The 22,192-nt window shown below is 54.4% G+C and carries 17 protein-coding genes; 11 read left to right on the forward strand and 6 right to left on the reverse strand.

Annotated elements, in window-relative coordinates; all coding sequences use genetic code 11:
- Window positions 1-284: 284 nt before the first annotated feature.
- Window positions 285-2,696: an RNA polymerase recycling motor HelD gene (helD, locus tag FHS18_RS22145; RefSeq protein ID WP_183602553.1), complete on the forward strand. Its 2,412-nt coding sequence runs from the start codon at window positions 285-287 to the stop codon at window positions 2,694-2,696.
- Window positions 2,697-2,856: 160 nt separating this feature from the next.
- On the opposite strand, the gene FHS18_RS22150 is transcribed toward helD, so the two are convergent.
- The 4 genes from FHS18_RS22150 to FHS18_RS22165 all read right to left on the reverse strand — a co-directional run bounded on the left by FHS18_RS22150 (window position 2,857) and on the right by FHS18_RS22165 (window position 9,229).
- Window positions 2,857-5,190, reverse strand: a complete 2,334-nt coding sequence (locus tag FHS18_RS22150; RefSeq protein WP_183602554.1) for a heavy metal translocating P-type ATPase — start codon at window positions 5,188-5,190, stop codon at window positions 2,857-2,859.
- 15 nt (window positions 5,191-5,205) lie between these two features.
- Window positions 5,206-5,547, reverse strand: a complete 342-nt coding sequence (locus tag FHS18_RS22155; RefSeq protein WP_183602555.1) for an ArsR/SmtB family transcription factor — start codon at window positions 5,545-5,547, stop codon at window positions 5,206-5,208.
- 141 nt (window positions 5,548-5,688) lie between these two features.
- Window positions 5,689-7,467 carry an ABC transporter ATP-binding protein gene (locus FHS18_RS22160; RefSeq protein ID WP_183602556.1) on the reverse strand — a complete coding sequence of 593 codons (1,779 nt, stop codon included), beginning with the start codon at window positions 7,465-7,467 and terminating at the stop codon, window positions 5,689-5,691.
- Complete coding sequence (locus tag FHS18_RS22165; RefSeq protein WP_183602557.1) at window positions 7,454-9,229, reverse strand: ABC transporter ATP-binding protein; 1,776 nt, start codon at window positions 9,227-9,229, stop codon at window positions 7,454-7,456. Before FHS18_RS22165 ends, FHS18_RS22160 begins: the two co-directional genes overlap by 14 nt.
- Before the next feature lie 312 nt (window positions 9,230-9,541).
- On the opposite strand from FHS18_RS22165, the gene FHS18_RS22170 reads away from it, so the two are divergent.
- A complete protein-coding gene (locus FHS18_RS22170; RefSeq protein ID WP_183602558.1) occupies window positions 9,542-11,059 on the forward strand; it encodes a sensor domain-containing diguanylate cyclase in 1,518 nt (505 codons plus the stop codon).
- A gap of 82 nt (window positions 11,060-11,141) precedes the next feature.
- On the opposite strand, the gene FHS18_RS22175 is transcribed toward FHS18_RS22170, so the two are convergent.
- Window positions 11,142-11,765 (reverse strand): YczE/YyaS/YitT family protein, encoded by a 624-nt coding sequence (locus tag FHS18_RS22175; protein WP_246427829.1) that lies wholly within the window; start codon window positions 11,763-11,765, stop codon window positions 11,142-11,144.
- Window positions 11,766-11,767: 2 nt separating this feature from the next.
- Window positions 11,768-12,202 carry a GNAT family N-acetyltransferase gene (locus FHS18_RS22180; protein WP_183602559.1) on the reverse strand — a complete coding sequence of 145 codons (435 nt, stop codon included), beginning with the start codon at window positions 12,200-12,202 and terminating at the stop codon, window positions 11,768-11,770.
- Between the two features lie 257 nt (window positions 12,203-12,459).
- On the opposite strand from FHS18_RS22180, the gene FHS18_RS22185 reads away from it, so the two are divergent.
- The 9 genes from FHS18_RS22185 (at window position 12,460) to FHS18_RS22225 (ending at window position 22,182) form a co-directional block, all read left to right on the forward strand.
- Window positions 12,460-12,621, forward strand: coding sequence for a hypothetical protein (locus FHS18_RS22185; protein WP_183602560.1), 162 nt, complete (start codon window positions 12,460-12,462; stop codon window positions 12,619-12,621).
- A gap of 77 nt (window positions 12,622-12,698) precedes the next feature.
- Window positions 12,699-13,718, forward strand: coding sequence for a helix-turn-helix transcriptional regulator (locus FHS18_RS22190; protein ID WP_183602561.1), 1,020 nt, complete (start codon window positions 12,699-12,701; stop codon window positions 13,716-13,718).
- Window positions 13,719-13,836: 118 nt separating this feature from the next.
- Window positions 13,837-14,631, forward strand: a complete 795-nt coding sequence (locus tag FHS18_RS22195; RefSeq protein ID WP_183602562.1) for an SDR family NAD(P)-dependent oxidoreductase — start codon at window positions 13,837-13,839, stop codon at window positions 14,629-14,631.
- A 173-nt stretch (window positions 14,632-14,804) separates the two neighbouring features.
- Window positions 14,805-15,230, forward strand: a complete 426-nt coding sequence (locus FHS18_RS22200) for a MerR family transcriptional regulator (RefSeq protein WP_183602563.1) — start codon at window positions 14,805-14,807, stop codon at window positions 15,228-15,230.
- Between the two features lie 14 nt (window positions 15,231-15,244).
- Complete coding sequence (locus FHS18_RS22205; RefSeq protein WP_183602564.1) at window positions 15,245-16,216, forward strand: aldo/keto reductase; 972 nt, start codon at window positions 15,245-15,247, stop codon at window positions 16,214-16,216.
- Between the two features lie 238 nt (window positions 16,217-16,454).
- The gene (locus tag FHS18_RS22210; protein WP_343060631.1) at window positions 16,455-17,999 is read left to right on the forward strand and encodes a response regulator; all 1,545 of its coding nucleotides are present in this window, start codon (window positions 16,455-16,457) and stop codon (window positions 17,997-17,999) included.
- Between the two features lie 632 nt (window positions 18,000-18,631).
- Entirely contained in the window at window positions 18,632-19,594 is a 963-nt protein-coding gene (locus FHS18_RS22215; protein ID WP_183602566.1) for an ABC transporter permease, read from the forward strand.
- A gap of 12 nt (window positions 19,595-19,606) precedes the next feature.
- Entirely contained in the window at window positions 19,607-20,476 is an 870-nt protein-coding gene (locus FHS18_RS22220) for a carbohydrate ABC transporter permease (RefSeq protein ID WP_183602567.1), read from the forward strand.
- Between the two features lie 29 nt (window positions 20,477-20,505).
- Entirely contained in the window at window positions 20,506-22,182 is a 1,677-nt protein-coding gene (locus FHS18_RS22225; protein ID WP_183602568.1) for a type 2 periplasmic-binding domain-containing protein, read from the forward strand.
- Window positions 22,183-22,192: the final 10 nt, after the last annotated feature.

A 22,192-nucleotide genomic window follows, 5' to 3' on the forward strand; every position in this document is an offset into this window, starting at 1 on the left:
AGCTGTCTATTCCCACAAATAAAACGTGCCCAACCTGGCTGAGGCAAGGTTGGGCACGTTTTGTTCCGGCTCAATCATAAAAGGCTTGGCCATCGGCCAAGCCCTAATAATAAAAGTTGAAAGCAAAAAACACGCTATGCTATAATAGGTAGCGCATTTGACATTTGTTTGTAGATTTGATGCATAGTTTCCTTTTCCTATCTTTATTCTACATCACCTGCAACCGATTTGTCAATTGCTCATTTGGCCCACCAAATATGCACTCAGGAGCGTGGAACGTTAACATGGACGACAAAGACTGGAAGCAGGAACAGCAGCGGCTCGGCGAGGTTGTCGCCAAACTGCAGGCTCGCATAACCGAACTGGAGCCGATGGTCGAGGGTCTGCACGGTCAGGCATCGGAGATTCGCAGACGCTTCTGGGATGAAGTGACGATCAACACGGCCACGGACGAAGATTTCGAAGAGACGTTCTACACGATCAAGCAGCAGCAAGCGGTATTAGTCGAACGGGAACGCGTCCAAGGCCAACTGGTGCAGCAATGGAAGAACTTGAAGCGGCTGCTTCCGGCTCCGTATTTCGGACGGGTCGATTTTCGGGAGGACGGCTTGACGGAGCAGATCTATGTCGGCGTCTCTTCGTTCGTCGAAGAGGATGGACTCAGCTTCCTGATCTATGATTGGCGTACGCCGATCGCAAGCCTGTATTACGACGGCTCTCCCGGGCCGGCCTCTTATGTCACGCCTGCCGGACGGATCGACGGGACGATGGAGCTGAAGCGGCAGTATCAAATTCAACAGGGGCAAATCCGCAACATGTTCGACGCCAGCGAGACGATCGGCGACGAATTGCTGCAGCAGGTGCTCGGCAAAGGCGCGGATTCGCAAATGAAGAGCATCGTCGCCACGATTCAGAAGGAGCAGAATGCGATCATCCGCGACGACAAGAGCCGGATGCTCATCGTTCAGGGGGCGGCCGGCAGCGGCAAGACGTCCGCGGCATTGCAGCGGGTCGCGTACTTGCTGTACAGACATCGCAATACGCTCAAGGCGGACCAGATCGTGCTGTTCTCGCCGAACCCGATCTTCAATGGTTATGTGGCGACCGTGCTGCCGGAGCTCGGCGAAGAGAATATGCAGCAGACGACGTTCCAGGAGTACCTCGACTATTGGTTAAGCGCCACGCTTGCGCCGGAGGATCCTTTTGACCAGATCGAATATGTGTTAACTGCCCAAGGGATACCGGGATACGAGGCGCGGCTTCAAGCGATGGGCTATAAGGCTTCCGAAAGTTATTTGCGCGCGCTGCAGCACTACGCGAAGTGGCTTGAACGGGAGGGCTTGCTGTTCCATGGGGTTCGGTTCCGGGACCGGGAACTGTTCACGGCGGACCAGATCAAGGCTCAATTCTATAGCTGCGAGCCTACGGTGCGTCTGGCGGATCGCGTCGAACGCGTGCGAGATTGGCTGCTGAAAGAACTCTCCAAGCTCGAACGGGAAGAGCGCTGGGCGGCTTGGGTCGAGGAGGAGATGAATCATCTGGACGGGGATGAGTACGCCGAAGTGTTCGGCAAGCTGCATCGGGATCGGGAAGTGTTCGACATTGCCGAAATTTATGCCTCTGCCCGAGAGCGGATACAAGGCAAGCGCCGCGGCGATGAAGGCGATTTCGATTTTGCCGAGCGCGAAGAAGAGATGCTGCGCGAGATGATCGTCAAATCCAACTACAAACCGGTAAGGCGGCAAGTGCGGAAGCTGAAGTTCATCGATACCGCTGGCATATACGCCCAATTGTTCGGGGATGTGGCTGCCTACCGGGCTATGACCCAAGAAACCGAGCTCCCTGCGTTATGGGAGGAGATCTGCAAGCAGACGAAGGAAAAGATGGGACGCGGCGAATTGTTCTACGAGGATGCGACCCCTTATCTCTACCTGAAGGAATTGATCGAGGGGACGAGGACGAACACGGAGATCCGGCATGTCTTCGTCGATGAGGGGCAGGACTATTCGGCTTTCCAATACGAGTATATCAAGCGGTTATTCCCGCATGCGCGCATGACGGTTCTCGGCGATTTCGGGCAGGCGATCTTCACGCAGGCTACCGATCTGCAGAAGTCCGACTCGCCGCTCGCCTCGCTGTACGGCGAGGCCGATACGAACCTCATCCGCCTTGTGCGCAGTTACCGTTCGACCCGGGAGATCGTCGATTTCACGAAATTGCTGCTGACCGGCGAGAACGATATCGTACCGTTCGACCGAAGCGGCCCGAAACCTTCCCTGACACGCATAACGAACGGGGAGAAGCGTGACGCCAGATTATTGGAAGAGATCGCGGCGCTCCAAGCAGAAGGTTATGATTCAATCGCCGTGATCACGAAGACTGCGGCCGAGAGCCGCAAGGTTGTCGAAGCATTGCAGCCGGCAACGAGCACAGTGTTGCAGCTGATTACCAAAGACACGGTAAGCTTCGAGAAGGGCGTGATGGTGATTCCCGTCTATCTGGCCAAAGGCATGGAGTTCGATGCGGTCCTGGTCTACGAGGCATCGTCGGAAGCGTACGGCCGGGAGAATGAACGCAAGCTGCTCTATACGGCGTGTACGCGGGCGATGCATCGGCTCTCTCTGTACGCGACGGGCGAGTGGTCGCCGTTCGTGCAGGCGTTGCCGGAGAATGTGTCCGACCAAGCGTCATATTAACGCGGCGGTTACGTTCATCCATAGCATGGCGTCAAGACGCAGCCGTTTTTCGTACGATGTACGATCGGCTGTCTTGTCACGGAGAAGGAGGCCAGGCGGCCTCCTTTTTGTCGTTCGCGTATGATAATCAGTCCGATCAGCGCCGCTCCCTGTTCGCCTGCTACCGCACCTTCAACAACCGCATGCTATTCAAGATTACGATGACCGCCGCTCCCGTATCGCTGATGACGGCCATCCATAATGTGAGCAGATCGGGGAAGATGAGCAGCAGCGCAGCCGCTTTGATCAACAGGGAGAACCCGATGTTCTGTTTGATGATGCGGATCGCTTGCCGGCTAAGGTTGACCGTGTACGGCAGCTTCTCCAAGTTATCGGCCATCAGCACGATATCGGCTGTCTCCATTGCCGTATCCGTCCCGGCTCCGCCCATAGCGATCCCGACGTCAGCCGTTGCGAGCGCAGGAGCATCGTTAATGCCGTCCCCGACCATGGCGACCAGATGGCCTTCATCCTGCAGCTGCTTCACTGCGGCCATTTTATGCTCAGGCAACAGCTGGGCCATATACCGGCTGACTCCCGTATGGGCAGCGACCCTTTGCGCCGTTCCTTCGTTATCGCCGGTTAGCATGACGATGTGCTGCATACCGGCACGCCGCAGATCACGCAGCGCCGTTACCGATGACTCGCGAACGGTATCCGCCACGGCCAGCGCACCGAGAATCCGTTGCTGCGTACCGACGAGCACGATCGAGTGTCCGTCTTGCTGGAGGGAGCGAATGAGAGACTCGATGTCGCCAAGAGGGGTATTGAGCTCTTCGAACAATCTGAGATTGCCGGCGTAATGCTCCCGGCCGTCCAGATAGCCGCTTACGCCTCTGCCGACCAAGTTTCGGGGCCTGTCGCCCGATCGGGGGGAGATTCCTTTTCCGACGGTATAATGGACAACGGCTCTAGCGATTGGATGCGTGGCGCATTGTTCGAGCGTATAGGCGATGGATAGCAGTTCTTCTTCCGTCGCCCCCGTTGCGATCACCGCGGCTACCTTCGGTCTGCCCTCTGTTAACGTTCCCGTCTTATCGAAGGCAATGGCCGAGATCCGACCAGTCACTTCCAAGAATGCGCCGCCCTTGATCAGAACGCCATGCCTGGCCGCGTTCCCGATAGCCGACACGATCGCCACGGGGGTTGAAATGACTAGCGCGCACGGACACGCGATAACGAGCAGCTCCAATCCTTTGTAGAACCATTCCTCCCATGTACCTGAACCTAAGACGGGAGGGAGCACCATAACCGTAACGGCCAGCGCGAAGACGATCGGCGTATAGATGCGGGCGAAGCGGTCGACGAAAGCTTCCGTCGGCGCTTTCTTCCCTTGCGCTTGTTCAACGAGATCGGTGATTCTCGCGAGCGTAGTATCTGCAGCCAGCTTGGTCACCTGGATCTCGAGCAATCCATGCTCGTTAATTGTCCCTGCATAGACGGGATCGCCAATCGATTTGTCCACCGGGATAGACTCTCCCGTAATCGGAGCTTGATTAATGCTGGATTCCCCTTGCATAACCGTGCCGTCTAGCGGGATTTTGTCACCTGGCTTGACGACGATGACGTCTCCGATCGCAATATCCTCGACTGCTCTCCGTACCAACTGCTTCCCGCTTGCGACCCAAGCTTCAGAAGGGGCGAGCTCAAGCAGATTGCGGATGGAATTGCGGGTCTTCTCCATGGAGTGGGTCTGAAGAAGATTGCCGAGCGCAAATAGCCAAACAACCGTCGCGCCTTCGAACCATTCCCCGATCGCGGCGGCGCCGATAACGGCTGCGGTCATGAGCACATTCATGTCCAACGCCCGGCTCTTAATGGCATAGTAGGCGCTTCTCGCCGGTTTGTAACCGCCGATGACAATGGAAACGGCATAGAGCAGATCGGTCAGCAACGGGGAAACGTTGGTATAGGAGCTAAGCCAGCCGCAGAGCAGGAGTACGCCTGATAGGACGAAAGAGTAGAGGCCCGACTTGTCAGTCTTCGGCTCGCTGATCCGCCGCTTGCCCGATAACAGGGAGGCCGTATAGCCGGCCTTAGCGACCTCGCGAATAATTTCTTCGACAGAATTATCGTGCTCAATCGCCATTTTACCGGTGGCAAAATGAACGTTCACGCTCGCAACGGCTGCATGCGCCTTCAAATGTTTCTCAAGCGTTAAGGCACATGAACTGCAATCCATGCCGACGATAGCGTACGTCCGTGCATGTTCATTCGGCTGTGCGCCATGTGTAGGCTTACGGCCAATGGCATCAGCAACCATCGCGCTGCTTTCTTCTGGCAGAGTCTCATTGGCGCAGCAATCATCCTTGGGCTGCGATGGCGGGGGGCTGGGCTGGATGAGCGTGAGGCTTTTCTTGAATTTGAGCTCCTTCGGGTGCCGGTTCGTTGTGCAGCCTTGGTCGGTACAGCAAGACTCCTTGTTGCTGTCGTCATGATTATGATCATGGCTCATGCGGGTTTCCTCCCCTTAGCTTTTGGAGCAGCAATCCAGCTCGTCATTCTTCTCGCAGGCGGCGACTTCTTCTTCCACTTGCAGGAACACGGACTCCATGGCCTCCAGCAGCGCGGCGATCTGTTGGTTGCGCAAGCTGTAATACACGTATTTGCCTTCCTGCCGGCTGACGATAATGCCGCATCCCTTGAGGCAGGCCAAATGCTGCGAAATATTGGACTGATTCCCGCTCAAGTCTTCCACGATTTGCGATACGGTTTTCTCGGCGTCCTTGATGCTCTCGAGTATTTGCAGTCTCGTTTTGTCGCTGAATCCGCGAATGAATTTGGCTTTTGTTTCGTACGTGGCTTGATTCATATCGATTGGCCTCCATCCATGCATTAGTGTTCGCTAATATGTATTATATTAGTTGTGACTAATATATGTGTCAAATAAAACTCCGCCTCCGCAGTAAGACAAAAAGACCCTCGATCCAGCTTGGATCGAGGGCCTTGGCCATTACAATGCTTCCATCTTTTGCGCGGAATAAAGCTTGTAGTAACGACCGCGCCGGGCAATCAGTTCGTCATGCGAGCCGGATTCGGCAACGCCTTTGTCCGCTACGTACATGATCTTGTCGCAGTTCTTCACCGTAGACAGACGGTGGGCGATGATGAACGACGTTCTTCCCTTGAGCAATTCGTTCAGCCCCTTCTGCAGCAGGCGTTCGGTCTGCGCGTCGATGGACGAAGTCGCTTCATCGAGGATAAGAATGCGCGGATCGGCCAGCAGCGTCCGGGCGAAGGAGATCAGCTGCCGCTGCCCTTGGGACAGCTTGGAGCCGCGTTCATTCACTTCGGTCATATAGCCATGCTCGAATTCGCGGATGAAATCGTCGGCGCATACGATTTTGGCAGCGGCAACGACTTCTTCATCGGTGGCATCCAGACGGCCGTAACGGATATTGTCCATGATCGTGCCGGAGAAGATGAAGCTGTCCTGCAGCATGATCCCCATCTGGCTGCGCAGCGATTTGAGCTTCGCGTCTCCGATATCGTGTCCGTCGATCCGAATCTGACCGCCCGTAATATTGTAGAAGCGGGAGATCAGGTTGACGACGGTCGTTTTGCCTGCGCCTGTCGGACCGACAAGGGCGACGCTCTCGCCTGCCTTCACGTGGAAGCTCAAGTTCTCCAGAATATTATGTCCCGGATCGTAGGCGAAGGTGACGTCATCGAAGGTGATATGGCCCTGGATCGGCGGCAGTTCCTTCGCATGAGGCACGTCGCTGACCGTAACCGGTTCGTCAAGCGTCTCGAAGATCCGCTCCAGATAAGCGACAGCGTTGATGAAGCTGTTATACAAGTTCGAGATGTTCAGAATCGGCTGCCAGAAGCGCGCCGCGTAGCTGCTCATCGCGAGAATGACGCCGAAGGTGATCTCTTCCGGCCCGAGCGCCAGCAAGCCGACGAAATAGATCGCCGTCGTAACGATCGTCGCCAGATTATCGACCGAGAACGGAATCAGGAAGTTCAAATACATCGTCCTCATCCACTCGGTGCGGAAGTTGGTCGCCAGGCGGGTGAACAGGCCTTCATTATGTTGCTCGCGGGTGAAGATCTGGGTGACGCGAATTCCGCTAATGCTCTCCTGCAAGTAAGCGTTCAGGTTGGAGCTCTTGTTGGATACGGCCTGCCATGCCCGGCGCTGCCTCGTCTTGAGGAGCATAATGACGCAGACGAATACGGGCAACCCGGCCAGAATGACGAGCGAGAGCCTTACATCGACGGCAAACATAAAGATGGCGATGAAGAGCAGGTTCAAAATCTCGAGAATGAAGTTGATGATCCCGTTGGACAGCACATCCGATACGGAGTTGACGTAGTTGACGACGCGGATGAGGATCTTGCCCTGCGGCCGGTCGTCATAGTACTGGAACGGCAGCTCCTGCAGATGCTTGAACAGGTCGGTCCGGATATCGAAGATGATGTCCTGGCCTACGCGCGTCATCATGCGGGAGCGAATGGTGGCCAGAATGACACTGACGACGATCGTGGCGAGCATGAGCAGCGACCAGAAGATGAGCCCGCTTTTGTCTTTCTCCGGAATCGTAACGTCCACGACATGCTGCATAATGAGCGGAGCGGAGAGCGCGATGCCGGCCGACAAGGCGCTCAGGATCAAGGCGATGATCATCGGCTTCTGTTGGCGTTTGATGTAGACGAGCGCGCGCTTGAAGTGCTTGATATTAAACGGGCTCTCCAAATTCTCGTCGATGTCGAATCTATTCCTTGCCATGATCGCTCACCTCTCTTCCGATTCCTTCGTTCTGCAGCTTGAACACGCCGTAATAGTAGCCGCGCCTTGCCAGAAGCTCGGCATGCGTACCTTCTTCAATGATCTTGCCGCCTTCCAATATGAGAATGCGGTCGGCTTCCGCCGTTGTGGATACGCGCTGGGCGATGATGATTTTGGTACAGCTGAAATCGAGCTCCCGCAGACTCTTCTGAATATGCTCTTCCGTCTCCAGGTCGACGGCGGAGGTCGTATCATCGAGAATCAGAATCGGCGGCTGCACGGCCAGGGCCCGAGAGAGCGCGACCCGCTGCTTCTGTCCGCCGGATAAGCCGACGCCGCGTTCGCCGACGATCGTGTTGTAGCCCTCCGGCATCTTCTTGATGAACCCGTCGGCCGCGGCCAGCTCCGCGAACCGTACGACGTCTTCTTCCGGCATATCGGGATCGCCGTAGGCGATATTGCCGTCGATCGTATCCGAGAACAGCAGCACATCCTGCGTCGCCACGCCGATATTACCGCGCAGCTCATCGAGTTCCAGCTTGCGGACGTCGGTGCCGTCTACGAGGACGCGGCCTTTGGTCACGTCATAGAAACGCGGGATCAGATTGATCAGCGTCGTCTTGCCGGAGCCGGTCGCACCCATGATGGCGATCGTCTCGCCCGGCGCGATATTGAAGCTGACGTTGTCGAGGACCGTAGCGCTGTCATATTTGAAGCTGACGTTCTCGAATTGGATACGTCCTTGGTAACGGCGCTTTACCTTGACATTGTGCTCGTTCACGATATCCGGTTCGGCATAGAAGACTTCCATAATCTTGGTCAAGCTTGCGAAGAAGCGCTGAATGTCGTTAATGATGATGCCGATGTTGCGCATCGGGTTAGATAGACCCCAGATGAGCGCCGAGAACGCGGAGAATTCCCCGAAGGTGATCCGTCCGCTCATAACGAAGAAGCCTCCGGCGAGCATCAGAATCACGTTGAAGCCTTGGGAGAAAATCTCGAGATAAGGGAAGTAGTCCAGCCAGACCAAGGCAGCCTTCTTATTCGCCTGGGAGTAATTAACGCTCTTCTCCGTAAATTTCTTAATCTCGAACTCCTCGCGTGCAAACGCCTTCACAACCCGGTTGCCGGCGATGTTCTCCTGCGTGATCGTATTGAGCTGCGACAGCCGCTCACGCAAATCGATATACATCGGACGTACGCGACGCGCGAAGATGAACGCGACGATAAAGATAGGCGGCGACAGAATGAGCAGCCACAGCGTCAGTTCGGCATCGATGTAGAAGAAGTACACGACGGCAGCGACGAAGACGGTGAGCGATTCGATAATCGTCTTGATGATCCACGCCAGGGAGTGCCGCACCATGTCGAGGTCGCCGGTCATCTTGGTCATGAGATCGCCGGTACGGTTGCGGTCGTAATACCGCATGTCTTGGCCTTGAATTTTGTTGTACAGGAAAATCCGCACCCGATAAAGCATGTTCTGCGATGCCCGTTCGTACAGCAAGGTCGTGAAGTAGGCCAACCCGGTACGCAGCAGCGAGAAGCCGATCATTCCGATGCCGAGGGCGATCAAGAGACCGCGTGCGTCGATCAGATTTTGCGCCGCATCCTCGCCCGTAATGAATCCATCGACGATGCGCTGGCCGAGATACGGGTTGATAATGGTGAGGGAGGAGCCGACAACCGACAGGCAGAGCGCGATAATATACCTGGCCCGATCCCCTTTAAGATTGTGCCAAAGCCACTTGAATTGAAACATGTCATCACCGATTTCTGTATTAGTGTGGGCAAACTGTTTCACTAGTAAAAAAACAATGATGATTATAACACAAGTACGTGTAACCTGAGAGCCAATTTATAGGCGAAAACGCATAGAAATAAGCGACAAACCGCCGATCTGTAATGAGGACGGTTGTCGTAATATTGGAGTAGACTTGGCATTCATGAGGGGAAGTGTTTTTTTATATGAAGCTCCCAACGATTTACAGGAGAATTGAAATCCATTGGTGATATAATTGGAAGCATTATATTTCTTGAATCGATCACATCACAAGAGAGGCAAGTTGGCATCATGAAGCTAAGAATGAAGGCATTTCTGGTCGTCTCCGTGACGATGATCCTCTTTATCGCCCTGTTGTATGGGATTGTCAGTCCGCTCCTTGTTAAGGGATCCAAGGAATTGGACGTTAATAAAACGCGCAAAGACATTGAGCGCGTCAGGAACGATCTGGACGAAGATATGCAATTGTTGACAAGAACGAACTCGGATTGGGCGGTATGGGATGACACGTATTTATATTTGAAGGGCAAGATGCCTCAATACGTGGATGTCAATCTCCAGGAAGATACGTTCGAGAATAATCAGCTCAGCTTTATGCTTTATTTCAATGCTGACAATAAGTTGGTCTATCAGCAAGGTTACGATCTATATAGCCATCAGGCGCTAAAGCTTGCCGGCGACTTTCAAGAGGCATTCGTGCCTATAGTGGGATCATCCTATGGAAACCTGGATAAGACGCTGCTTATTCGAACAGACCTAGGTCTTGCGACCATCTCCTTGAAGTCCGTATTTACGAGCGATGGAGATGGCCCGTCTGCGGGAGCATTGATCATGGGGAGATTAATAACGGACGGGTATTTCGGGATTATGGCGGAGGAACTGTCGCTTGACCTTCGCTTCATGGAAGAGGGAGCTTATAAGCAGACCATGTCTACGATAATCGCCGAACCGGTCAGCGAAACGGAAATCAAAGGCGCTCTCCTGCTCACCGATTATTTGAACCGGTATGCCTATGAAGTCAGTTTCATAGCGGAAAGGCACTTCTACCTCAATAAAAAAGCGAGCATAGCTCAGCTAGGCATCTTCTTGTGCGCCGCCGGCTTATTGTTCATGCTCATTATGCAAGTTCTGCTGGACCGTCTCATACTCTCGAGGGTATATCGCGTTTCCCAGCAGCTGAAGACCATTCAGGCGGAGAAGAACGTACATGCAAGGATCGAGACAAATTCGAACTACCAAGACGAGCTCTCCGTTCTGGAAGGATCGATCAATACGATGCTAGCGTCGCTCGAGGAGAAGCACGACGAAGTAAAGATGCTTGCTTACCGCGATCAGTTAACGCTGCTGCCGAACCGGTATATGCTGGAGACGGAATTCCGGAAGCGGATCGAGGCCGACTCCGCTACGCTGTATCTGTTATTTTTCGACTTGGATGGATTTAAGAAGGTGAACGACTCCCTAGGGCATGAAGCGGGAGACATCTTGCTGCGGACGGTGGCCAATCGCGTGAAGCCGATCGTGGATGAGGCCGGCGGAATGCTGGCCAGATATGGCGGGGACGAATTCGTTATCCTCGTGAATCGACGAACGGATCGCGAACTGATGTTGCTCTTGACGGCCATCTTGGACATGCTCCGCCTGCCGTTCACGATCAAATCGGAGACCGTATCGGTGACGGGAAGCATCGGCATCAGTATGTCGGTACGCGGCGATACCACCTTGGACGAATTAATGAAGGAAGCCGATATCGCCATGTACGAGGCAAAGAAAAACGGCAAAAACCAGTGGGCGTTCTATTCGAAGGGGTAGCGCGATACCAGGTACGAGGAAGAAGGAAGGGGAAAAGGAGGCTGATGAGCCTCCTTTTTATTATGGGTTTGTTATTATGCAGCTATGAATTCGGATGCTTGGCGGGGCTAACCGGTATACGGGCGGTCAGGCGGACGAAGAAATTAAGCAACAGCCCGCCAAGACATACGGTAAGCACCGTGCCGACACCTATCGGACCACCTAATAGGAAGGCCAGCAATAAACATAGGAAGTAGACGGCGGTCCGCGCCACGAATACGTTCGAGCGGAGCAGATCCTTCAAGATCATCGTTAACCGGTCGATGGGGATCGCCGCCAAGCCGCTGAACAGATAGAGTGCCGTACCGATGTTGATCAGGACGATTCCGGCCCCGAAAGTTGCCAATTGACTCGCCCAGTGTGCAGGGTTCAAGCTATGCTCGAATACGTATAACCATAGATCGATTCCGGCGCCCGTTAGGAATGCTGTGAACAACCCCCACAATTCAGGGCGTTGCCGGACCAGCGCGGAGTTGACCATGATCATGAAGAAGGCGATGAGAATCTCCCAACTTCCTACGGTAAGTCCCACCTGATCGGAGAGGCCGACCAACAGCGCATCGAACGGGGAGGTCCCCAGACCGGACTGGATGTTCAAGGCTACGCCAAGGCTTAACAGGAGGATTCCCGCCGAATAAAGAGAGGCCGCCGTGCGCTTGGGCATCATCCTTACTTCAGGTCCTTCAGCATCTTCACATGCGGAATGCCGTCTTCCATGAAGATATCCGAGGCCGTCCGATAGCCGAGCTTATGATAGAACCCTTCGGCATGCGTCTGTCCGTGGAGTTTGACTTGAGCGGCCCCTTTTTCCAGAGCGATAGCCTCGAGCTCGCCAATAATGACCTTGCCCAGACCGAGTTTGCGGGATGGCGCCAGAATGCAGATCCGTTCGAGCTTGCCTATGCCATCAACGAAGCGGATTCGACCCGTACCGACCGGCTGCCCCTCATCCGCGACGAGAATATGTTCGCATTGTCCATCCAACGTATCGAATGCGTCGAATTCATCTTCGAGCGGAACCCCTTGTTCTTCCACGAATACGGCCTTGCGGATATCAAAAGCAGCTTCTAGTTCCTCATGTCTTGTTATTCTGATTACGTTCATCGTTATGGTGTCCTTTCCAGCTTATTGGTTTGCGTTTACAATCGTGAGATTGGAAATGCAGCATTCAGCGTACTATGTTGATTGGTTTGCGCTTGAATTTGCTCCTGCCAAGTCTTCATAATGAAACTTGAGGAACAAGTAAAAGTATATAGGATGCTAATATTGTTGTAAATACAACAAAAAATAGTGAATTCATGATAGCGCCGTTCATACCCGACAGCCGCAGCTACGATCCGCATAGGAGGTGTTACGTAACCATGTTCACGTTGAAAGAAAAAATATACTTGCTGAAGCTGCTCAAGAAGGAGAGCCGATGGGCCTTCCTCCGCCTGCGCCGTAAGCCGCCGGAACATGCCGCGCTGATTGGGAAGCTGGAGCAGATGATCCGTAACGAGCAAGTTAACCGACAGCATCTATAGCACGCCCGCAAGATTCGTACGCGGCTATTCATAGCTGCTTCTAGATAGAGCGACAAAGTGAAAGGAGGTTGTATCGCATGATGACCGATGCCTCTCTGCGCATCAAGATTCCGCAAGGATTCTGGGCAGGTTTGCGCGAACTAGGCATTGCCGCAGCCGAAGTCGTCCGTCTTGCGGGACTGCCGCCCGAGTTGAGGGACGAACCGGCCGAAGTTACCGCCGCCCAATATTTTGCCATCTGGCAGGCCTATGCCGATCTTGTCGGTGGTATCTCCGAGGCTATCATCCAGCTCTCTACCGTATTCGAAACCGCGTATTATCCGCCGTCCGTCCTAGCGACTTACCATGCTCGCGACTATCGGGACGCGCTTAACCGCATGACCCGATACAAACAGCTATGTCCGCCCGAGCGCTTGCGCATAACCGAAGAGGGCGAGAGTTGCATCATCGAATTGGATTGGCATGAGACCGGGCAATCGGGTCCGGCGATGCTGGTCGGGATCACGCTGGCCACGCTGCTCGAGCTCGGCCGCAGAGGAACCGGGCAGCCGGTGGCCGCGAAGCTTGTGGAATTCTCGTTCCCGTTAGCGAACTTGCAGCCGCTGGAGGCTTACTTCGGCTGCCGGATTCAGACCCGGGCCGCATGCAACAGGCTGACGCTGCATCGAAGAGATCTGGATCGCCGTTTCCTTTCGTATAACGAAGAGCTGCTGGAAATCCTTACTCCGGCTCTTGATCGTTCGTTGGATGAACGCGATAGCGGCCGCACCATGTCCGAGACGGTCAAATGGATCATGAAACGCGCGCTCCCAGGCGGACGCCCCGATATCGATGCCGTCGCCAGGGAACTAGGAATGAGCGATCGGACTCTACAGCGGCGTCTGCTGGAAGAGGGAGCGAACTTCAAGCATCTGTTGACGCAAGCCCGGCATGAGCAGGCGCTCAAATATTTGGCAGATCCAGCTCTCGATATGAAGGAAGTGGCTTGCCTGATCGGATACGAAGACCAGAACTCGTTCTATCGCGCCTTCCGTTCGTGGGAAGGAGAGACGCCCTCCAGTTGGCGTGCCGAGCACTGTAACGCCCGCGGCTTCTAGCATCCGTGATAACGGCGCGTGCGGCAAGAATAATGGCGTGACCGGCTAGTTACCGGGCGGCTCGGATCCGATAGTATAGTTTCTATCCCGAACATCAAGAGCAGAGGAGATAGAAACTATGAACATGGGACTAACGAACAAAACCGCGCTTGTCACCGGATCGACGAAAGGGATTGGCAAGGCGATCGCGCTCGAACTGGCGCGGGAAGGCGTTCATGTCGGTATTAACGGACGTAACGCGGAAGAAGCAGAACGGACCGTGCAAGAGATGAAGGAGCAATTCCCGGCCACTTCTCCCTGGAACGCAGCGGCGGATATCACGGATCAGAAGCAACGGGAAGCCTTATTCGAGCAGTTCCCCGCCGTCGATATTCTCGTGAATAATATGGGCATCTACGAAATCATGCGTTATGAGGATGCCGATGATGAAGCGTGGGAGCGATACTTCCGCACGAACGTGCTGGCATCCAATGGACTAGCTAGGCTCTACCTGCCGAATATGCTCAAGAACAATTACGGACGCATTCTCTTCATTGCCAGCGAAGAAGCGCTCATGCCGTCCGGGCAAATGCCGCAATATGCCGCGACCAAGACAGCGCTGTTGTCTCTCGCCAAAAGCTTGTCCAAGTTGACGGCAGGCACGGAAGTGACCGTCAATTCGATTCTGCCGGGACCAACGCTCTCCGAGAACGTGCAGCATATCATTGAAGGCGTGTATGCTGACAGTGGAATGACGTTCGCGGACAAGGAAAAAGCCTTCATGGCGGCCAATTTGCCGCAATCGGAAATCCAGCGGTTCATCCGGCCGAGCGAGATCGGCAGATTAGCCGCATTCGTCAGCAGTCCTTATGCTTCCGCGTTCAGGGGATCTCCGATCCGTATGGACGGGGGAATGGTGCCGACGATTTTTTGACCGGCCATAATAAAGCTATAGCCAGACGCATGAACGCGCTCGTAACGGGTGGTTCGTGCGTCTTTTTCTAATGTGAAAAATAACGCTTGCCTTAAAGTGCGCTTTAACGCTTAGCATAAGCATCAGCCAACCGATCATCGCTGAAATCATCCGAATGAAGGAGGACAACGAACATGGCATTCTCGATCAAAGAAGCTTCAGAGCGGCTAGGCTGCCCGGCGCCTACCATTCGTTATTACGAGAAGGAAGGGCTGCTTCCTTACATTCAGCGGGATAAGCACGGGAATCGTCAGTTCGAGCAAGAGCATCTGGATTGGATTAGGCTGATGACCTGTTTTCGGGCGACGGGCATGAAGATGTCCGTACTGAAGCGGATGGTCAACCTCGCATTGGACGGCGATTCCACGATTCCGCAGCGGAAGGCGATACTGAACCAGTACAAGGAAGAGTTGTTCGTTCGTCAGCGCGAGCTGGCAGAGGCATTGGACGCCGTGAATAACAAGCTGGCCATCTATGAAGACATCGAGAAGGGCAGAGTCGTCTCGGAGAGCGCAATGCTAGCGCAAATGGAAGTTCAACAGCAATCCATAAAACGGTAAAGAGGGATGAAAAGATGAAGACAAGAACATTGGGACTCAGCGACCTGGCCGTTTCTGCGATCGGACTAGGCATTATGGGGATGTCGCCGGGGATTTATGGGGAGACCGACGATGAGCAGTCGATCAAGACGATCCATCACGCGCTGGAATTGGGCGTTACGTTGATCGATACCGCCGATGTCTATGGGAACGGGCATAACGAGGAGCTTCTCGGCCAAGCGCTCAAGGGACGACGAGAGCAAGCCGTCATCGCGACTAAATTCTCCTATACCCCGAATTATGCCAGCCTCAGCGGCCATCCGGATTACGTCAAACAAGCCGTAGAGGAGAGTTTGCGCCGATTAAACGTCGATTATATCGATCTTTACTACCAACACCGCGTAGACCCGTCGGTTCCGATCGAGGAGACGGTCGGCGCGATGGCCGACCTGGTGCGGGCCGGCAAAGTCCGCTATCTTGGCTTGTCGGAAGCGTCTGCCTCCACCATTCGCCGCGCGCATGCGGTGCATCCGATCTCGGCCTTGCAGAGCGAATATTCGCTCTGGAGCCGGGATATTGAAGCCGAGATTCTCCCGACGGCAAGAGAATTGGGCATTACGCATGTCGCTTACAGTCCGCTTAGCCGGGGATTCATTACCGGGGAGCTGCGCAAGTTCGAAGACTTGGCCGAGGATGATCTTCGCCGGTACATGCCGCGCTTTCAAGGCGACAATTTCAACAAGAATCTGGCGATCGTCGATCAGATCAAGGTGATTGCGGGTGAGAAAAATTGCACGCCATCGCAATTGGCTCTGGCTTGGACGATAGCGAATGGAGCGCTGCCGATCCCGGGAACCAAGCGCATCCGCTATATCGAGGAGAACGCGGCTTCCTCGGCTGTCGAGCTGACGCAAGAGGATTTGGCGCGCATCGAGCGCGTGAGCCCTGCCAATGTCGCACAAGGGACTCGCTATATGGAAGAACAGATGTCGCTGCTTGAAGGATAGGACTTGGGATGCTGGATAGGCGGCAGGATGAAGAATAGGCATTAGGATGCAGGATAAGAACGAGGATGAAGGGCTTAACGAACGCTTAGGCGATGTTAAGCGCTTTTTCTTTTTCTTTAACGCTTTGCCCGGCCAAAGCTTGAATGCGCTTCCAACATTTAGTATAACTAAAGGAGTTGAACGTACATCTGCTGTCTAACATCCTTCATACGCTAAGGAGGTATGGCCCTTGTACAAAGTGCTCTTGGTCGACGATGAGCCGCTTATTCTGGATGGGATCTCATCGGTCATCGAGTGGGAGGCGCTCGGGACGACATTGATCGGTACGGCGTCCAATGGATTGGAAGCGCTGACAATCGTAGAGGAACAGTCGCCGGATATTATCATCACGGATATCCGCATGCCGGGCATGGACGGACTAAGGCTCGTGGAGACGGTCAGATCCCGCGACGCGGACATCGACTTCGTCATGCTGACCGGATTCTCGGAATTCGAATACGCGAAGACTGCGATGCAATTCGGCGTGAAGCATTATTTGCTCAAGCCGTGCAGCGAAGAGAAGCTGGAGGAGGCATTGCGGGATATTGTCCGCTCCAAGCGGGGGAAGGATGAGAACGAATCCTTCGTCCAGGCGATGCAATACAGCCTGGAGCGCGTCCTGCCGCATGCGAAGGAGCAGTTCTTGAAGGAGCTCGTCATGAACAAAACCTACGGCATGCAGGAATGGCATTTCTTCTGCCAACTGTTCGGGCTGCAATTTCGTACCTTGCGCGTTCGGCTGCTGCTGCTCGATATCGAGAGCGGACATGAGTATGAGCATCTGTTCGCGGCCCAAAATATCGCCCAAGATATCTTCGCTAATCCGATGCTCAGCACAACGGTCGGCGGGCGGGTATTGCTGCTTATGGAGGATCAGCTAGCGGAAGAGATGCTGTTCCAACGGGTGCATGCCCTGCGGGAGACGTTCAAGCGCTATTACCGCTACGATGTGATGGCGGCGCTTAGCGAGCCCGGCGAGCTGGGACAGGTTCGGACCTTGTACTTGCGGATGCTCAACTGCTTGAGCCATCGTTTCTATCTCGGGCAAGGAGGACTCATCATGGAGCGGGACATTGCACTCCCCGATGATCCCAGCACGGAGGATTTCGTCTTCGATGCCGAGCGTCTGCTGCTGCCCATAAAGGCCGGTCACTGGCAGGACTCCGAGCTTGAGCTGCGCAGCTTGTTCGAACAGCTGGCCGCGCCGAAGTTCACCATCGCCCAGACCAAGTCGTACATGGTCCAAATCTTCATGGAGATCATCAGGTTGTGCAATCCTGCGGAGATGAAAGCATATCTGGATCAGCTGCCGCATCAGATCGAGCACAGTACGCTTCAGGCGTTCCAGCAGCTGGTGCTCTCGATTGCCAAGTCGATCGCCCAGGAGCGGTTCGAGCAGACTTGCCGTAAGCAATCCCAACTGGTGCAGCGGATCCAGCACATTGTGCAGCAGAAGTATAGGGACGATACGCTGACGCTGCAGACGGTAGCGAACGAGATCTACATGAATCCCGATTATGTCGGCAAAATGTTCAAGCTGGAGACGGGCGAGAAATTCACCAACTACGTCATGAACTACCGGATGCAGAAGGCGATCGAACTGCTCGATCGGGGCGACAATGTGACGGTAGCCTCGCTCGCGGAACAGGTAGGCTTCGGCTGCAACGCCTCGTATTTCAGCAAAATGTTCAAGAAATACACCGACTACACCCTTACGGAATATCGCAAAATCCCCCAGCCATGAGCGATGTCATATATCAGCCCATAAAACCCTGCTTCGTCTACAGACGCGAAGCAGGGTTTTGCGTTTTCAGTAAGCAGTAAACGTGGAGCGTGTCCACGAAGTGGACGGCAAGCGAGGAATAGCAGGGAGTCTGCAACTTGTCGACAGTCTCAGGTCTACTCCCAAGGCAAACCGTAACGAACGAAGCGCAAACTAAGAGCTTTGTCCCAACAACAGGAATGGCGCATGGATACATGCGACCCAATCCGCCAGGGGAACAACGCGGGCCAACATCGAAAGGACAGATCGAAGACGGCCGAGTGCCGAGTCACGCTAGTTCCGGGTGTCCAGAGGGCCGGGGCCCTTGGTTCCCCTCAGCGGAGGGGGAAGGGGCGAGGGTGAAAATGGGGTTCAGGGGTTCGCCCATGGTTACTTTCGAAGAAGTGAAGGGGCGAGGGAAAGACATTTTTTAAAAAAGTAAAACGGGGGTCCAAGGGGCTCTCCCCTTGTTTCCCTCCACTGGAGGGATGGGGTGGCAAACTTGTCTGATTTGAACACGAACGAACCGGAAATGAACATAGGCACCAAATGGCAGGCAAGGTATATTTATCCCATAACCAGGGTGATTGACGTGAAGGATGGAGGACGAACCGATGAAAGTGGAGACCCAACTGGCGATGAAGCCGGCTAAGGTGAAGACCAGTAAGGCAGCCTTTATCAAGAAAGAGCTGCTGAGGAATAAATACGTGTACATCATGCTCATACCCGTCATTCTGTATTACGTGATTTTCAGTTACGCCCCGATGTACGGCCTCTTGATGGCATTCCAGAAATCATACAGTCCGATCAAAGGGATCATGGAAGGCAAATGGATCGGATTCGATAATTTCACGATGTTCTTCGAGAGCTATTACTTCTGGCGGATCATTAAGAACACGCTAATTCTCAGCTTATACAGCATCGTGTTCGGCTTCCCGGCCCCGATCATTCTCGCGCTGCTGCTCAATGAGGTTCGCAAAAAATGGTTCAAGAGCACGGTGCAGACGTTCAGCTACATGCCGCATTTTATTTCGGTCGTTGTCGTGGTCGGTATGTTGAAAACGTTCTCAGCACTCGATGGCGGATTGTTCAACGTCGTGCGCGGTCTGTTCGACCTGCAGCCGATCATGTTCCTGGCCGAGAAGGATATGTTCCGTCCGCTCTACATTCTCTCGAATATTTGGCAAGGCGCGGGTTGGGCGTCGATCATCTTCCTCGCTGCGCTGAGCGGGATCGATCCGCAGCTGTACGAAGCGTCGAAGATGGACGGCGCCGGACGCTGGAAGCAGCTGCTGCATATTACGCTGCCGGGCATTATGCCTACGATCGTCGTTATGCTTATCCTTCGCTTGGGCGCCGTGATGAACTCCGACTTCCAGAAAATCTTGCTCATGCAGACTGCGCCGACTTACGAAACCTCGGATGTCATCTCAACATTCGTATACCGGTCCGGCATCCTGGAGGGGAACTACACCTACTCCACCGCGGTCGGCCTATTGAACGGCATGATTAACTTCTCGCTCTTGCTGCTGGCCAATTACATTAGCAGACGAGTCAATTCCACAAGTCTTTGGTAATAGGAGGGGCCAATGAAGCGATCGTTCGGCGAACATGTCTTTGATGCGATTAACACGATATTGCTGCTCTTGGTTATTGCAATATCGCTCTACCCGATGCTCTACGTCTTCAATTCCTCGATCAGCGATCCGGATCAACTGCTCCGCTCGCGATCGTTCATGCTGCTGCCGGAGGGCTTCCAGCTCGATGCTTACAAGCATGTCTTCAGCAACAAAAAGATTTATAGCGGTTACCTCAACACGCTCTTCTACGTGGTCGCCGGTACGGGGGTCAACCTCCTGATGACGTCCTTCGCCGCTTACGGGTTGTCGCGGATGGATCTATACGGCAGGAAGACGATGATGAAGCTCATTACGTTCACGATGTTCTTCGGGGGCGGCATGATTCCGACCTTCCTGCTCATTCAGAATCTGGGAATGGTCGACTCGCGATGGGCGATGATTATCCCGGGAGCGATCAACACGTTCTACTTCCTCATCATGAAGACGAGCTTCGAGAGCGTGCCGGTCAGCCTGATCGAGTCCGCCAAGCTGGACGGGGCGAACGACTTCCGCATCCTGTTCCGCATCGTGCTTCCGCTGTCCAAGTCGATTCTCGCGGTCATGATGCTCTACTACGCGGTCGATCACTGGAATGATTACGTGACGCCGATGCTGTATTTGCGCAGCCAGGAGCTGTATCCGATCCAGATCGTCATGCGCGATATTCTGATCAGCAGCAGTACGGAGTCGATGGGCGCGGGAGCCGATACCGGCTTCGCGATCGGCGAGAACATCAAGTATGCGACGATCATTATCTCGACGTTGCCGATCATGGCCGTCTACCCGTTCATCCAACGCTTTTTTGTCCAAGGCGCTCTAATCGGTGCCGTTAAACAATAATCCACACCATCTTGAAGGGGGATTTATCGATGAGAAAAATGGGGTTCGTATTGGCAAGTTCGATGCTCGTCCTCAGCATCTTGTCCGCATGTTCGAATAATACGGGGGAAGAAGGCAACAAGGAGACGGGCACCAATACCAATACGGAGAAGCCGGCCTCAGAGGCGCCGGCTGCCGAAACGGCGTTGACCGAGATTCCGCTGCCGATCGCGAGCGAGTCGTTCACGATCGACTACTGGCGTGCGAATGATGCGAAGCTGACCGCCTCGCTGGAGAATTTCGGCGAGATGGCCGGTTACAAGAAGAAGGAAGAGCTGACCGGCATTAAGGCGAACTTCACCCATCCGCCCCTCGGCCAGCAGAAGGACCAGTTCAACCTGCTCATTGCGGGCAGCGATCTGCCGGATGTGATCTACTATAACTGGGCGGATGCCGTAGGCGGCCCGGAGAAAATGATCGAGGACGGCCGCATCATCCGCCTCAATGAGCTGATCGATCAATACGCGCCGAACTTGAAGAAGATTATCGAGTCCGATCCGGACGTGAAGAAGCAGATCGCGCTCGACGACGGCACGATCTACATGTTCCCGCTGCTGAAGCTCGACGCGCTCAAGCTGAACGCGACTTCCGGTCTCATCATGCGCAAGGATTGGCTCGACAAGCTGGGTCTCAAGTCGCCGACGACGATCGACGAATGGCATACGGTGCTCAAGGCGTTCAAGGAGAAAGACCCGAACGGCAACGGCAAGCCGGATGAGCTTCCGTTCACGGGCAACTGGGGACCTGGCAACCTTACCAAGCTGCATGACTTCGCTCCGGCCTTCGGCCTGATCGGCGGCTTCATGATGAAGGATGGCAAGGTTACATACGGCCCGATCGAACCGGGATACAAAGACTACCTGGCGACGATGGCACAGTGGTATAAGGAAGGGCTGATCGATCCGGAGATTATGACCAATGACGGCAAGGCGTTCGACTATAAAGTAACGAACAACCTGGCAGGCTCGTACCAAGGCGGCGTCTTCAGCGGTATGGGCAAATTCTTCAATTTGATGCGCGGCACGGATCCGAACTTCAACCTGACCGGCGTAGCGTCTCCGCTCGCGCCGGACGGAAAATCATACGCGGCGTTCAACCTGAACCAGAAGGTACTGACGTACGGCGAAGCGATTACGGCCAGCGCCGACGAGGATAAGCTGAAGTACATCGTGCAATGGATGGACTTCAACTACAGCCAGCAGGGCAGCGACCTGTTCAACTTCGGCGTCGAGGGCGAGAGCTACACCAAGGAAGGCGATACGTACAAGTTCACGGATACGATCGTGAAGAACCCGAACGGCCTCACTTACGACCAGGCGCTGGCGACTTACGCGCTGTCGATCATGGACGGCCCGATCAACCAGGACAGCAAATATCTCGACGCGCTATTGTTCGACCAAGGCCAGAAGGACGCGAACGCCGAGTGGATGAAGCAGAGCGCCGAACTGACGCTTCCTCCGATCCGTCTGACGATCGACGAAGCGAGCCAAGTGACGTCGATCATGAGCCAGGTGAACACATACTATAACGAAACGATGACGGCGATCATCAACGGCACGAAGCCGGTGTCCGAGTTCGACAAGATGGTCGAGACGATCAAGGGCATGGGCATCGACGAAGCCATCAAGCTGCATCAAGCGGCTTACGAGCGTTATCAGAGCAAATAAGACCACAATT

The sequence above is a fragment of the Paenibacillus phyllosphaerae genome (genome assembly GCF_014192105.1).
Classification (GTDB): Bacteria; Bacillota; Bacilli; order Paenibacillales; family Paenibacillaceae; genus Paenibacillus_Z; species Paenibacillus_Z phyllosphaerae.

Coding starts and splice junctions, on each gene's coding strand:
- FHS18_RS22195 (WP_183602562.1), top strand. CDS start 13,837: ATGAACATGGGACTAACGAACAAAACCGCGCTTGTCACCGGATCGACG.
- FHS18_RS22200 (WP_183602563.1), top strand. CDS start 14,805: ATGGCATTCTCGATCAAAGAAGCTTCAGAGCGGCTAGGCTGCCCGGCG.
- FHS18_RS22170 (WP_183602558.1), top strand. CDS start 9,542: ATGAAGCTAAGAATGAAGGCATTTCTGGTCGTCTCCGTGACGATGATC.
- FHS18_RS22225 (WP_183602568.1), top strand. CDS start 20,506: ATGAGAAAAATGGGGTTCGTATTGGCAAGTTCGATGCTCGTCCTCAGC.
- FHS18_RS22180 (WP_183602559.1), bottom strand. CDS start 12,202: ATGAACGTAATCAGAATAACAAGACATGAGGAACTAGAAGCTGCTTTT.
- FHS18_RS22165 (WP_183602557.1), bottom strand. CDS start 9,229: ATGTTTCAATTCAAGTGGCTTTGGCACAATCTTAAAGGGGATCGGGCC.
- FHS18_RS22175 (WP_246427829.1), bottom strand. CDS start 11,765: ATGATGCCCAAGCGCACGGCGGCCTCTCTTTATTCGGCGGGAATCCTC.
- FHS18_RS22150 (WP_183602554.1), bottom strand. CDS start 5,190: ATGAGCCATGATCATAATCATGACGACAGCAACAAGGAGTCTTGCTGT.
- FHS18_RS22220 (WP_183602567.1), top strand. CDS start 19,607: ATGAAGCGATCGTTCGGCGAACATGTCTTTGATGCGATTAACACGATA.
- FHS18_RS22185 (WP_183602560.1), top strand. CDS start 12,460: ATGTTCACGTTGAAAGAAAAAATATACTTGCTGAAGCTGCTCAAGAAG.
- helD (WP_183602553.1), top strand. CDS start 285: ATGGACGACAAAGACTGGAAGCAGGAACAGCAGCGGCTCGGCGAGGTT.
- FHS18_RS22205 (WP_183602564.1), top strand. CDS start 15,245: ATGAAGACAAGAACATTGGGACTCAGCGACCTGGCCGTTTCTGCGATC.
- FHS18_RS22160 (WP_183602556.1), bottom strand. CDS start 7,467: ATGGCAAGGAATAGATTCGACATCGACGAGAATTTGGAGAGCCCGTTT.
- FHS18_RS22155 (WP_183602555.1), bottom strand. CDS start 5,547: ATGAATCAAGCCACGTACGAAACAAAAGCCAAATTCATTCGCGGATTC.
- FHS18_RS22215 (WP_183602566.1), top strand. CDS start 18,632: ATGAAAGTGGAGACCCAACTGGCGATGAAGCCGGCTAAGGTGAAGACC.
- FHS18_RS22190 (WP_183602561.1), top strand. CDS start 12,699: ATGATGACCGATGCCTCTCTGCGCATCAAGATTCCGCAAGGATTCTGG.